The sequence below is a fragment of the Vibrio sp. 14N.309.X.WAT.E.F5 genome (genome assembly GCF_030397615.1).
Lineage (GTDB): Bacteria > Pseudomonadota > Gammaproteobacteria > Enterobacterales > Vibrionaceae > Vibrio > Vibrio lentus.
In genome coordinates, this window is sequence record NZ_JAPNXR010000006.1 from 137725 (window position 1) to 151926 (window position 14202).

The 14202-nt window shown below is 43.5% G+C and carries 10 protein-coding genes; 7 read left to right on the forward strand and 3 right to left on the reverse strand.

From position 1 onward, the window contains the following. Positions 1-286 precede the first annotated feature (286 nt). Positions 287-2512 carry an NADP-dependent isocitrate dehydrogenase gene (locus OW495_RS09370; protein ID WP_102514175.1) on the reverse strand — a complete coding sequence of 742 codons (2226 nt, stop codon included), beginning with the start codon at positions 2510-2512 and terminating at the stop codon, positions 287-289. A gap of 321 nt (positions 2513-2833) precedes the next feature. On the opposite strand from OW495_RS09370, the gene OW495_RS09375 reads away from it, so the two are divergent. After that, the gene (locus OW495_RS09375) at positions 2834-3562 is read left to right on the forward strand and encodes a pseudouridine synthase (RefSeq protein ID WP_076668926.1); all 729 of its coding nucleotides are present in this window, start codon (positions 2834-2836) and stop codon (positions 3560-3562) included. Positions 3563-3695: 133 nt separating this feature from the next. On the opposite strand, the gene OW495_RS09380 is transcribed toward OW495_RS09375, so the two are convergent. Continuing rightward, positions 3696-4739 (reverse strand): porin, encoded by a 1044-nt coding sequence (locus OW495_RS09380; RefSeq protein ID WP_076668928.1) that lies wholly within the window; start codon positions 4737-4739, stop codon positions 3696-3698. A 513-nt stretch (positions 4740-5252) separates the two neighbouring features. On the opposite strand from OW495_RS09380, the gene dinG reads away from it, so the two are divergent. From dinG to OW495_RS09405, 5 genes are all read left to right on the forward strand, one after another. Beyond that, a complete protein-coding gene (gene dinG / locus OW495_RS09385) occupies positions 5253-7328 on the forward strand; it encodes an ATP-dependent DNA helicase DinG (protein WP_289886165.1) in 2076 nt (691 codons plus the stop codon). Positions 7329-7456: 128 nt separating this feature from the next. After that, on the forward strand, positions 7457-8236 hold the full coding sequence (locus tag OW495_RS09390; protein WP_102514173.1) for a TSUP family transporter: 780 nt from the start codon (positions 7457-7459) through the stop codon (positions 8234-8236). Between the two features lie 22 nt (positions 8237-8258). Further along, on the forward strand, positions 8259-8807 hold the full coding sequence (locus OW495_RS09395; protein ID WP_102514172.1) for a primosomal replication protein: 549 nt from the start codon (positions 8259-8261) through the stop codon (positions 8805-8807). Next, complete coding sequence (gene rsmS / locus OW495_RS09400; RefSeq protein ID WP_017107250.1) at positions 8797-8967, forward strand: pleiotropic regulatory protein RsmS; 171 nt, start codon at positions 8797-8799, stop codon at positions 8965-8967. Before OW495_RS09395 ends, rsmS begins: the two co-directional genes overlap by 11 nt. Positions 8968-8996: 29 nt before the next feature. Then, entirely contained in the window at positions 8997-10130 is a 1134-nt protein-coding gene (locus OW495_RS09405) for a cupin domain-containing protein (RefSeq protein WP_102514171.1), read from the forward strand. Positions 10131-10270: 140 nt separating this feature from the next. Here the strand turns inward: OW495_RS09405 and OW495_RS09410 are convergent, their stop codons facing one another. Continuing rightward, the gene (locus OW495_RS09410; RefSeq protein ID WP_065103245.1) at positions 10271-12388 is read right to left on the reverse strand and encodes a methyl-accepting chemotaxis protein; all 2118 of its coding nucleotides are present in this window, start codon (positions 12386-12388) and stop codon (positions 10271-10273) included. A gap of 568 nt (positions 12389-12956) precedes the next feature. Here OW495_RS09410 and emrD point away from each other — a divergent pair. Then, entirely contained in the window at positions 12957-14162 is a 1206-nt protein-coding gene (emrD, locus tag OW495_RS09415) for a multidrug efflux MFS transporter EmrD (RefSeq protein WP_289886175.1), read from the forward strand. Positions 14163-14202: the final 40 nt, after the last annotated feature.

The following is a 14202-nucleotide window of genomic DNA, read 5'->3' on the forward strand; positions in this document are numbered from 1 at the left end:
TAACGGCTGACAGGTAAGCAGAATATTGAAACCGCTCATTTGATACCTTTAATACAGGATTAAATGAGCGGTTTTTCGATCTGGGAGCTATATAAAGTAGCTCACTATACAATTCGTCCAAGGATATTCGCCCTCAAGCTAGGTCTAGGAAAGCATTATGAAAAAAAGACGCTTTAACGTTATCGTTAAAGCGTCTTTCGTTTTGACTTAACCTATGACTTGACTGTCAGAGCAAGCGACTCGTTAGCAACCCATGCGGTGACTTGCTAACGGCAAGTCCTAATCACTATGCGTCAATGAATGCGTTCAATGTCGCACTCGGGCGCATTAGCGTTGAAACTAGTGCATCATCAAGTAGGTAATAACCCCCTAAATCACCTGCTGGACCTTGAGCGTTGTTTAGCTCAGCAACAATCGCTTCTTCGCTTTCAGCTAGTTGACTTGCAACACCTGCAAACTCAGTCGCTAGGTCAGCATCAACTGCTTGCTCAGCAAGCGCTTTAGCCCAGTATGTTGCTAGGTAGTAGTGGCTACCACGGTTATCAAGCTCACCGACTCGACGTGACGGAGATTTGTTTTTGTCTAGGAATTCGCCGGTCGCTTTATCAAGCGCATCAGCGAGAACTTGTGCCTTAGCATTACCAGTGACTACGCTTAGGTGCTCTAGAGATGCCGCTAATGCCAAGAATTCACCTAAAGAATCCCAACGCAGATGGTTTTCTTTCTCTACTTGTTGCACGTGCTTAGGCGCAGAACCGCCAGCACCTGTTTCAAACAGACCGCCGCCATTCATTAGGGGAACAATCGACAGCATTTTAGCTGACGTACCAAGCTCTAGAATTGGGAACAAATCAGTTAGGTAATCACGTAATACGTTACCTGTAACAGAAATAGTATCTAGACCTTCTTTGATACGAACCAGAGAGTATTGAGTTGCTTCAAGTGGAGCAAGGATCTTAATTTCAAGACCATCTGTATCGTACTCAGGAAGATAAGCTTCTACTTTCTTAATAAGCTGAGCGTCGTGTGCTCGAGCTGCATCTAACCAGAATACCGCAGGAACACCCGCAGCACGTGCGCGAGTTACAGCAAGCTTAACCCAGTCTTGAATTGGTGCATCTTTAACCTGACACATACGGAAGATATCGCCTTCCTCTACGTCTTGCTCAAGAAGAACAGAACCAGAAGCGTCAACCACTTGAACCTGACCAGCAGCTTCTAGGATGAAAGTCTTGTCGTGAGAGCCGTACTCTTCCGCTTTTTGAGCCATCAGGCCAACGTTTGGTACGCTACCCATCGTTGTTGGATCGAAAGCGCCGTTCTCTTTACAGAAATCAATAACCGCTTGGTAGATGCTTGCGTAGCTGCGATCTGGGATCATAGCTTTAGTATCTTTTTGTTTACCTTCTGGATCCCACATTTGACCTGAAGAACGCAGCATTGCAGGCATAGATGCATCAACAATGATATCGCTTGGTACGTGTAGGTTGGTAATACCGCGGTCTGAATCTACCATCGCTAGTGGTGGCTGCGTCTCGTATACCGCTTGTAGGTCAGCTTCGATCGCTTCTTTCTGATCTTGAGGAAGCGCAGCTATTTTTGCGTATACATCGCCGATGCCGTTGTTAACATCAACACCGAGTTCTTCGAATAGCTCACCGTGTTTAGCGAATACGTCTTTGTAGTAAACCTTAACCGCGTGACCAAAGATCACAGGATCAGATACTTTCATCATCGTCGCTTTCATGTGAAGAGAAAGCAGTACACCTTGCTCTTTTGCTGATGCGATCTCTTTTTCAAAGAATGCAACCAAAGCAGCTTTGTTCATTACTGAAGCATCAATGATCTCTTTATCTTGAAGTGCAAAAGCAGGCTTCAGCGTTTTCTTTGCGCCATCTTTGCCTACGAATTCAATGCTCACTTCTGTAGCACCTTCAATCGTTACTGACTTTTCGCTACCGAAGAAGTCTTTGTCGTCCATACTTGAAACGTGCGACTTAGAATCTGCAGACCATGCACCCATTGAGTGTGGATTTTTCTTCGCGTAATTCTTAACAGAAAGTGGAGCACGACGATCCGAGTTACCTTCACGTAGCACAGGGTTTACTGCACTGCCTTTGATTTTGTCGTAAGTCGCTTTAACGACTTTCTCTTCGTCAGTATTTGCTTCTTCTGGATAATTAGGAAGTGCGTAACCTTTTGACTGAAGTTCTTTGATCGTTGCTTGAAGTTGAGGTACAGATGCAGAGATGTTTGGAAGCTTGATAATGTTCGCTTCTGGTGTCTTAGCCAATTCACCTAGTTCTGCTAGTGCATCACCAATACGTTGCTCTTCGTTCAAATAGTCAGGGAAGTTGGCAATAATGCGCCCTGCAAGTGAAATGTCGCGAGTATCAACGTTAATACCAGAAGAAGCTGTAAAAGATTGAATGATTGGCAGCAGAGAGTAAGTTGCTAGCGCCGGAGCTTCGTCTGTAATGGTATAGATGATCGTTGGTTTTTCAGTAGGCATGAAATTTCCCTATAGTTCTTACAAGCTCATTTAAAGTAGTGAGCATGTTATAAATTGACCAGTAAGCCACTCAAAGAGTGAAAACTGCTTACTCGATAGTCGTACTCTATCTTATTTTTCATACAATCTTGATGACAGCATGAACCAAATCCGTGAGTGCGTTGTTATAATAAAACACGAAGGTATAATTAAACAAATCAGGCTTAAGAGTCCATCAACTTGTTCTATTTTGTGTCTTTTAGGCGCGCAAATGATAGCTCAATTCCGTTTCAGTGAAAACTTTTCAGCACACTTCGTTTACATTTTTGCAAGGTAGTTAACATGTCTACTCGCTCTCGAGGCGCATCTAGCTCAGACAAACCAGCTCGTTCTGGTACCACATTAAAACAAAACGGTAATAGACCAAGCCGCGGCAGTGATAAAAATAACACTGGTAATTCGCACAAGAAACCGCACTCAAGTAAACACCGATACAAAGGTAAGCCTACTATCGCAAAACCCAAAGTATCACTTGAAGATCGCAAAGTAATCTTATTCAACAAGCCTTTCGATACCCTCAGTCAATTCACTGATGGTGAAGGCAGGAAAACACTCGCCGACTTCATTCCAGTTAAAGATGTTTATGCTGCCGGACGACTCGACCGTGACAGCGAAGGTTTAATGGTATTGACCAACGATGGCATCTTCCAAGCCAAATTAACTCAACCAAACTCAAAGTCACCGAAGACTTACTGGGTGCAGGTTGAAGGCGCACCTTCTGAGGAAGATTTAGATAAATTGAGAAAAGGTGTGGAGCTAAAAGACGGCATGACACTGCCTGCTCAAATTGAGGTGATGTCTGAACCTGTTGTGTGGGAAAGAACCCCTCCAGTGCGTTTCAGAGCCGCAATACCGACAACATGGTTAGCTGTCACAATCATTGAAGGACGTAACCGCCAAGTAAGACGAATGACAGCCAATATCGGCTTCCCTACCCTGCGTCTTATTCGTTACTCCATGGGCAGTATGAATGTGGGGCAGCTTCAGCCTGGTGAGTGGAAAGAGATCTAAAGTAATAATTCGATAAGTAGAGAAATGGCCGCTAATATAGCGGCCATTTTTATATGCGTTGATGAATCTCAGGCACAAAAAAGCCAGTCATAAGACTGGCTTTTACAGCGTTACTTAACTAAAAGTTAAACTATTAGAAGTAGTAGTAAGCAGCTGCGAATACGAACGTCTCTTCATCAGAGCTATCGGTACGAACACCATCAAAAACGTCTAGTTCTTGTTTGATATCGATACCCATGTCTAGACGGTCGCTGTGCGTGTACATAACAGCAATGTTCATGTAGCTGTAATCTTCATCAGCTAGACGATCTTGTTCTGTAGTGTTTGCACCGTAACCAGCAGCAACAGTCACTTGCTCAGAAGCATCGAATGCGCCTGATAGGTAGTAACCAGTCTTCTTCTTGTTTAGAAGGTTTAGTTTGCTTGAATCTTTTTCACCATCGTCAATCCAAGAGTTGAAACCTAGCTTAACAGTATCACCAATCTTAACGTTACCAGATACAGAAGTTACTGTGTAGTCTGCTTCATCGCGGTCTTCGTAACCAGCGTAGATGTTAAAGATCTCGTGTTCGAAACCAACGTAACCGTTCACACCTTTGTCAGCAGCAGCGTGGCTTTCGTCTGTTTCAAAGTAAGAAACACCGTAAGCGAAACCAGAAGTAGCACCTTGGAACTTAACTACGTTGTATGCATCAGATGCATCGCCAGCAGAAGCACCAAACTCGTAAGTCATATCACCAGCGCCATCTACTTTATCAAGAGCTGTATCGTTTTCCCAACCGAAAGATGCAACACCAAAACCAGTGTCAAAACCTAACCATGCTTTATCTACGTCTGTATTTGGACCAGATTCGATCGCACCGTAAGTTTCTTTAACTTTAGCAAAATCATTAGTGTCAGAGATGTAGTTAACCATTAGGTCAGTTTCAAAGTAACCAACCCAACGGTTGTTTTTGTAGCTTACAGCTAGAGTTAGAGCTGTTGCCCAATCATCGTAGATTGCACCAGAGTATGAATCGTAGTAACCACCAACACCCCAAGCACCAGATACTGAGAATTGATCTTTGTGCATGTCTTCAAACTCAAACATTGGCTTAGAGTTTTGAGAACTTGTTTCAACTGCGAATGCAGAAGTTGATACCGCTGCGATAGCTAGCGCTAATAGAGTCTTTTTCATAATAAATCCACTGCCTTTTCTAAGAATGGGAGATCCTTGCCCGGTTCCCTTTTATTTTTTATGACTGGTCATTACCACTCTTTGTTGGTTAATCACCGTCACTAAATTTCGAGGTCTAGATTGCAAAAGATTATCCTGCGTGTCAAATAAACTAAAAGCACACCTAAAAAAACACAAATACATAAAAATCAGACGCTTACATTTTTTTTCATCATTTTACGAGCAACTTATCCTTAGTTTTATCAGGAAATATAATAATCCTAAAAAAGAACAATACAGAACTTAACACCAAAAATAGGATGTGTAACAATCAAAAATCAGAACTTAACACCTGTAGCTAAGCCTTTTTTAATATTTATATTTCGCAAGATAAATAAAATCGTTAAGTTCCTGATGGTTCAGTTTTTTTTTGTGAACGAGATCTACCTTTGATTCAAAAGCAAGCTATTTTGCCGTAAATGTACCGGCTAGTGATATGTGCTACTATCCTCGCTCCGTTACGTAGGTCACAGTATGCTAACTACTAAAATTCAAAAATCCATTCGCACCAGTTATCAAAACCTCCAAGATCAGTTGGACAACTTTGTACCTAGACGTGCTCAAAATTACCTTGTTGCCGAAATTGCGAAGACACTTTGTGGTCAATACCATAAAAGTAATCGCATGATCGTAGCTGAAGCAGGAACAGGGATCGGAAAATCACTCGCCTATCTCATGGCAACGATTCCTGTCGCTGTGCTCAATAATCGAAAAATCGTCATTTCAACAGCGACGGTTGCGCTTCAAGAACAGCTCGTTAATAAGGACCTCCCTCTATATAGAAGACTTACTGACCGCGAGTTCTCTTTTATTCTTGCAAAAGGTAGACAGCGTTACTGTTGCTCCGAGAAGTTAGCCGCCGCGTGTGGGGTTGATGGTGGACAAATGGCGATGTTCGAATCTAAGCCAAAGAAGAAAGACATCGAACAACTTCAAACCATGTATCGTAGTTTGGGTCAAGGCAAATGGGACGGGGATAGAGACTCATGGCCTAAACCAATCGACAATATGATTTGGCAAATGATCGTCAGCGATAAGCACAGTTGTAACAACAGTATGCCGACTCATAGAGATTGTCCTTTCCAGAAAGCACGCTCGGAGCTGGATAAAGTCGATGTGATTATTGCCAATCACAGTTTGGTTATGGCTGATGCTGACCTTGGCGGCGGTGTGATACTTCCAGAACCAGAAAATAGCATCTATATATTTGACGAAGCTCACCACTTACCGCACGTCGCAAGAGACCATTCCTCCGCTGCTGCAAGCTTAAAAGGAGCGGCAGCGTGGTTAGAGCGTCTGAATCAATCCATCACTAAGTTATCGGGTCTGGCTGATGAAAAGCGCGTACATAGATTTAGAAATGAACTGCAGGATTCTGTACAACAGCTGATTCCGACTCTGACTCAAATGAGCAAACAATTTGACGCTAGCCACTTTGAAGACGGCCTGTATCGTTTCGAACACGGCGACTTACCAGAATGGTTAGAAAGCGAATCGAAAGATCTCAAACAGTTGACTCAAAAGACAAGCCAAGCCGTAGCCAAAATCGCTGACCTTATCGCAGAGCGTGTAAAAGATGGAGAGCTTTCGGCAAAGCTAGCAGAACCAGCTCTGGCCGAAATAGGCTTCTATATACAAAGAACAGAAAATCTAGCTCAAGTTTGGCGTTTAATGGCTGAACCTAAACGCGAAAAAGGTGCGCCTTTGGCGCGTTGGCTTGAATTGAGCAAAGAAAGCGAAGGGGACTTTGTTGTCAATGTCTCTCCGTTAGAAGTTGGTTGGCAGTTAGACCAGCAGATTTGGAGTCGCTGTGTCGGTGCTGTGCTCGTTTCAGCGACAATGAGAGCGCTTAACTCCTTCAGTTTTTTCTGTCATCAAGCCGGTATCAGCCAGAAAAAAGAGGATGGTGTACAGTTTTTAGCATTGGCATCACCATTCGATTACCAAAACCAAGCAGAGCTGATCGTTCCTGCAATGAAGTACGAGCCACAGGCGCCTCAGTTTACTGAATATCTTATTGAAATTTTACCTAAGGTAATAGAAGACAACAAAGCCAATCTCGTTCTATTCTCTTCTTACTGGCAAATGAACAAAGTTGCCGAAGCTTTGGCAACAGATTTCGTTAAAAAGTCATGGGCTTTACAGGTTCAAGGTGATACTTCACGTACTGAAATCCTAAAAAAACATAAAAAGCTAATAGATCAAGGTAAAACAAGCGTTCTATTTGGAACTGGCAGCTTTTCTGAGGGTCTTGATTTACCAGGTGAGCTACTTGAAAATCTGGTCATCACAAAAATTCCATTTGGGGTACCAACCTCACCGGTTGAACAAGCGCACTCTGAATATATCGAATCAAGAGGCGGTAATCCATTCATGCAGATTACCGTTCCAGAAGCGAGTAAAAAGCTTATTCAATCTGTCGGACGGTTACTGCGAAAAGAAAGAGATTCTGGTAAAGTCACGATCCTTGATCGGCGCATAGTGACGAAGCGATACGGAAAATCCTTACTCGACTCGTTACCGCCTTTTAAAAGAACAATAAAATACTAATTTAGCCATCGTATCGGTGGCTCTGGGTCTACCATCGCTTGACCTTTGCATTCACAACTGTGCATGGCTAACCCAAAGGTTACTCATGCTGCTGCCCTACCAGCATATAACGAGAACAATAGCTATTTATGGAAATGATTGAACCAACCATGTTGGTTGTACTTGCTTTGGTTGCATTTGCAGCCGGCTTTATTGATGCGGTGGCTGGCGGGGGCGGAATGCTTACTGTCCCTGCTTTGTTATCACTAGGTCTGCCGCCACACATTGCGCTTGGCACGAATAAACTTGCTGCGACCTTTGCTTCATCAACGGCCGCTGTCACTTACTATCGTAAAAAATTATTTAAACCTGAATGTTGGATAAACGCATTCATCGCGACATTAATTGGCGCAACCATAGGAACCCTAGCAGTTGATGCTATTAGCACTGAATGGCTAGAGAAAGTACTGCCACTAGTCATCCTTGCTGCTGCGGTCTATACCATTTTCCACAAGACTCCGGATGTCAGCCATAATGTGTCTCCAAAACCCTGTCCTTTGCTCAAGAAAAAGCAGAAGTACCAGGGATTCATACTGGGTTTTTATGATGGTGTTGCAGGCCCAGGTACTGGCGCTTTTTGGACAGTTAGCTCTATGGCTCTCTATCGTCTAAATATCTTGCTTGCTTCTGGCCTATCAAAAGCAATGAACTTCACCAGTAACTTCACCTCTCTAGTTACTTTTGCAATTCTAGGGCATATCGATTGGGTACTTGGTTTAACCATGGGTGTATGCTTAATGGCAGGTGCATTCGTAGGGGCACACTCAGCCATTCGTTTTGGCGCTACTTTTATAAGGCCTGTGTTTGTAACCGTTGTTAGCGTTCTTGCGATTAAACTGGCTTACGAAGCGTGGTTTGTAAACTTATAGCCACCAGCATTCGGGAAGAGACATGAATCATTTTTCAAAGCTTAAAAGTGCCCTTGATACCTTGATTGGTCATTGCTCTCAAGTAGATAAATCGAGGGGCGCTTACCATCAAGCGTTATTCGACAGAACTTTATTTAAATGTAGCGCGTCTATTTTACTTCCCTACGCAATGGAAGCTCAGACAACCTATCGCACCATATTGCGAGAGCAGGCCAATAATCAGCTCAATGCATCTCGCGCGACTTACCTGACTGAAAAGTTAACCAATCAGATAGCAGCTGTCCAAAGAGAGTTAGCCAATCACGATTTAAGATTAGATCGAAAAAGTAAGTCAGGAAAAAATCTTAACGACCTATATAACGAACTCGCTCAGCATCAAGATTGGCAAAAGCGGTTAGTTGATTTGGTTCGAGTACGAAAGTTAGCGTTTGACTCTGCGCCTCGCCACAGTAAGAAAAAAGCGGACGAGGCTTGGCAATTAGCAAAAGAACGATTAGAACGCTGCCAAGACTCCATGAAAAATATTGAAAGATTGATCAACTTAGAGAACCCTAAGCGAAATGAGCACTGATAACTCACCATCCCCACTGGACAACGCCCCAGAAGAAGTTAAGTTAGCTGTCGACCTGATCTACCTACTCGAAAGCAACGAAATCGACCCAAAAGTAGCGTTAGAGGCAATTAAAATTGTCCAACAAGATTTACAAGCCAAACTAGCATCTAGCATCTAGCATCTAGCATAAATATAGACAGGATTCACATGTACCAACTTAGCTTTTCTATGCCCGAGTTTCTTGAAAATTACTGGCATAAAAAACCAACCATCTTAAAAGGTGGATTCCAAAACTTCGTCGACCCTATTTCGCCAGAAGAACTTGCAGGTTTATCGATGGAAGAAGAAGTGGATTCTCGCTTTATATCTAACCTTGATAATAAATGGGAAGCAGAACACGGCCCTTTCTCTGAAGATAAGTTCGGTGAACTCACTGAAACTCATTGGCAACTAGTCGTGCAAGCAGCAAACCATTGGCACCAAGGCGCTAGCCAGCTGACTGAAGCTTTTCAACAATTGCCAAACTGGTTATTCGACGATCTGATGATCTGCTACTCAGCACCTCAAGGTGGCGTAGGCCCACATATCGATCAATACGATGTATTCATCATCCAAGGTCAAGGTAAGAGACAATGGAAGGTTGGAGCAAAAGACGTAGGTCAGTACCAAGAAACGATTCAAGCTTCTGCTCTTCGTCAAATTGAAGGCTTTGATCCAATCATTGATGAAACTTTAGAGCCGGGTGATATTCTTTACATCCCGCCAGGTTTTCCTCATGAAGGCACAACCTTAGAACCTTCAATGAGCTACTCTATTGGTTACCGTTCACCAAAAGAACAAGAGCTAATCAGCAACTTTGCGGATTTTGTACTGGCGCATGATATGGGTGACGTTCACCTGCATGATCCAGAATTCAAATCTCAAGATAACTACGGCAAGATTCGCGCGTCTGATTTGAATAACCTAACGGAGATGTTGATGTCAGCTCTTGAAGAGCCTGAAACCATCAAAGACTTCATGGGCAGCCTGCTAAGCCAATCACGCCACCAGCTTGATATCGTTGCGCCCGAGCCTCTATGGACAGCAGAAGAGATCGCTCAACACCTAGAGTCAGAAGGTGAGATCCACCGTGTGTCTGGCTTAAAAGCGCTCTACCACGAGAATGAAAGCAACACGGCTTACATCAATGGTGAAGTGGTCAAGGTTGAAGAAGCAGATACATCACTACTAAACGTACTTTGTGACGACGAGGTGATTAATTCAGCAACCAATCTTTCTCCTTCAGGTGTAACAGTCGTGACGGAATTGGTGAATAAAGGTTACTGGTTTATCGAAGACTAACTTCGTTAATCGGTTTCGATGGATATCATCGAGATCTAAAACCTTAGAACCTAAGAAAAACAAAAGGGACAAATGAAATCTTCATTTGTCCCTTTTTCTATTCAACAGCCAACTAAGCTTAAAAGCGATACCGTGAACAACTAAACCTTAAACTGATTCACCAGCTTTTTCTGCTGCTGAGACAATTGGTCAATTTCACTTCCCACTTGCTCAGACGCCGCGGCTTGCTCCAGAATCTTCGCGCTTAAATCACGTATGTTAACCACACTTTGATTCACTTCACCGGAAACGGATTGCTGCTCTTCAGCGGCTCGAACGATCTGACTGTTCATATCACTGATCGCCTCAATAGAAGTAAAGATCGAACCTAGATCTTCAACCGCTTTCTGAACGTGAAGTGCTGTATCATTCGCCAGTATGTTGCCTTCTTGTATCGCTTCAACAACATCTTGCGTTCCTGCATGAACCTTATCGATCACAGCTCTAATCTCACCAACTGAGGACTGTGTACGACTTGCTAGGTTTCGAACTTCATCAGCAACCACAGCAAAACCTCGACCTTGTTCCCCTGCCCTCGCCGCTTCAATAGCAGCATTCAAAGCTAGCAAGTTGGTTTGTTCAGAGATCCCCTCAATAACACTTAAGATCTCAGTAATATTGCCGTTATTCTTCGCCAGCTCTTCAACAATAGGAACAGCGCTCGACATACGATCCACCAACTTTCTCATTTCACCCGCTGAAAGTTCGATAACCTCTTGTCCTTGCTGAGCAGAACGGTTCGCTTCACAAGCAGCATCCACCGCAATTTCTGCATTTTGTACCACTAAGCCCGAAGTTTGAGTCATCTCTTCGGCAGCGGTAGCCACTAAATCCACTTCTTTGAATTGAGATTCACTGCTTTCACGCGTACTCGACGCAGACGACTTGGCCTGACTGGTTGTATTCGCGACTTGCTCTGTGGTTTGAATGACTTCTTTGATCGTGTGCTGAAGTTTATCTAGGAATTGGTTGAAGCCTTTCGATAATTGACCGATCTCATCTTGCGATTTAACTTCCAATCGCTGAGTAAGATCTCCTTCACCAGAAGCTATGTCATTCAGTCTCTCAACAACTTGTCGAATAGGCCTAACGATAGACAGTGAAGCAAAGGCGATGATTGCCAGTCCGAAAACAATGAAAATGATACCAGCGATCACTTCTGTCTGAATGCCTTCGCTCAACTTAGCGCTAATAATAGAATCGAGTCGACTTGCATCAGCAACCACACTCTCTCTAGGGATCTCAAACAGCACACCCCAAGTTTGGTTAGCAGCGATAACAGGAGCAAATGCGAGTAACCACTCACCATTCTCACTCCATTGAGTCGTCACTTCACCGCCAAAGATAAAGTCGGTCATCAAATCGCTGTTTGTATTATCACTTTGAAAGCTTGAACCAACTGCAATACTAGAGTCATCAGAAGCGATGACCGATCCGTCTAGGCTAACTACATAGACCGCACCTGCGCCATCAAACAAGCTTTGATCAGATTGAGTTACCACATTGGTTAGGCCATCGAGTCTTAAGTCGATGCCTAAGAAACCGATCGCCATATCATCGACTAAAATAGGTACAGAGATTGAAGACGTAAGTAATGCTTTACCACCACTATTTACTACTCGCGGAGTACTGATACAGGTTTGCCCTGAAGACAAAGGACAATAAAAACGTTCACTATTACTATCATCGCTTAAGATCGATTCTGAAAGCACATTCGACAGAACATTCTCGCCGTTATCTGCAACCTTCCAGTAAGGCGCAAAGCGACCTTTTTCGTTAGAGCCAACATAATCAGCATCGACATAGTTCGCATCTTCACCATCGAGTAAATCTGGCTTAAAGACTAAGTACGCCCCTTGGATCGAATCAAAGTTTAAAACTGAGCGACGTACCATTTCATCTAATGCAGTACGAAGTTCTTCACTTGGCGTAAAGTTCTCATCCGCATTGTTTTTTAGAAACTGAGCACTAGAAGCCAGCATTTCTGCGCGGTAGATGGCTTCATCGACATAGCGTTGAGTTTCTTGAGCATTGAGTTGAGAAACAGATGCAAGCAACTGCTGAGTTTTATTGATAACTGATTCTGAACTTTGAGATTTAATGACTTGTTGATTACTCGTCGCGTTGTAGATCGAGAAACCAATAAGAGACAGTGAAGTAATGATTAAGCAACATCCTGCTAAGAGGGTGATTTTCCACTGTACCGATAGAGAGCGCATTTAATATCCTTATTTAAGCCAAAAGACTTCCATGACCGTCACTATCACATTGATGCTCCATTCCAGTGCTCAATGTAAATAAATGAGATGAATAGCTTAGCCGATGATTACATCACAAATTGCACACATATAAAACGAAAGTTTATAGAAATGTTAATAAGTCGTGTCATTTGTCTTTTGTTTCTGTGATTTCAAGAGCTTTCGCCTTGTCACTCTAAGCTAAATTATTGAAGCTAGAACGCCCTACTTGCGATGTTCACTACTTAGATAAACGTTTTAAACTATCACCATTAAAAGGAATGTTGTTTTCTCCAGGCAACCTTTACTTGCGACATTTTAAGGGAACCTAATCACCCTTTACTTCTTTAAAACCCCAACCTTTTTGGATTAGTTTTTATAATCCAAACTATAGATTTTTATCTTGATCAACTTCACACTTTTTGATTGCTAAGTCGACATTCAAGCTCTAATATCTCGCGCCTAGATTCCCTGAATACTTTATTCATTTAGCTCTCCTCAATGGAGCGCTAAGGCTTTTTACGTCTTTAATTTTTGGAGAGATACGCAAATGTCTGCCTCGTTTCCATTAGCGAAACTTACCTTTTTAATCGCGCTCCTGACTGCCGTAGGTCAAATGACTCAAACGATGTACGTGCCTTCTATCGGTCATATGTCGGGTGAGTTCTTGGTTTCTGCGTCTTCACTTCAAGCGGTGATGGCGTGTTACCTGATCCCTTACGGTCTGTCACAATTTGTGTACGGCCCGCTTTCTGATCGCTTAGGCCGTAAACCTATCATCGTTGCTGGTTTGATCATCTATATCATCGGTACGTTGGTTGCATTATTCGCTCATGAATATGAATGGTTCTTAGCAGGTAGCTTTATCCAAGGTTTGGGGATCGGTTGTGGTGGTGCGATGTCTCGTACATTGACTCGCGACTGCTTTGAAGGCGCAGAGCTGCACCGTGCAAACAGCTTAATCAGCATGTGTGTGATTTTCTCACCATTGATGGCTCCTGTATTGGGTGGTTACCTAACAGAAGCTTTCGGCTGGCGTTCTGGCTACTTGTTCCTTGCGCTGTTTGGTATCGCAGTGGTGATCACCATGATGACGAGCATGATGGAGACTCTGCCAAAAGAACGACGTAAACATGAATCGGTTGTAAACAGCTACAAGTTCGTTCTGTCTGACAAACGTTTCCAAGGTTTCTTACTAATATTGGTCGCAACCTTTGCTGGCGTAGCCGTATTTGAAGCAGCGGCAGGCGTACTGCTTGGCGGCGTGCTTGGCTTACCTGCAACTACAGTAAGCTTGTTATTTGTTTTACCCATTCCGGGCTACTTAGTCGGTGCTGGCTTATCTAGCTACATCGCACAACGCCGTTCTGAGCGCCGCGCACTGAATGTCGGCCTAGTATCGATCTTAGTCGGCTCAGCCGTGGTGCTGATACCGGGTCTGTTTGGTCAAACAACAGCACTAACTTTGATTGGCGGTGCAACCATTTACTTCTTGGGCGCTGGTATCCTATTTCCAGCAGCAACAACCGGAGCGCTTTCGCCATTCCCATACCATGCTGGTACAGGCGGCGCGATCTTAGGTGGCATGCAGAACCTAGGTGCTGGCATCGCAACACTATTGGCATCGTTCTTCCCTGCTCAAGACCAGCTGCCACTTGGTTGTTTGATGATCGTAATGTCATTTATCGTGATGCTTGGTTTACGTTGGGTCAATCGTAAACATGACCACTCAAACGAAATGCCATTGGCTATTTAAAGTAAAACGCAAATCTTGCCTACACGAATAGAGGGACATG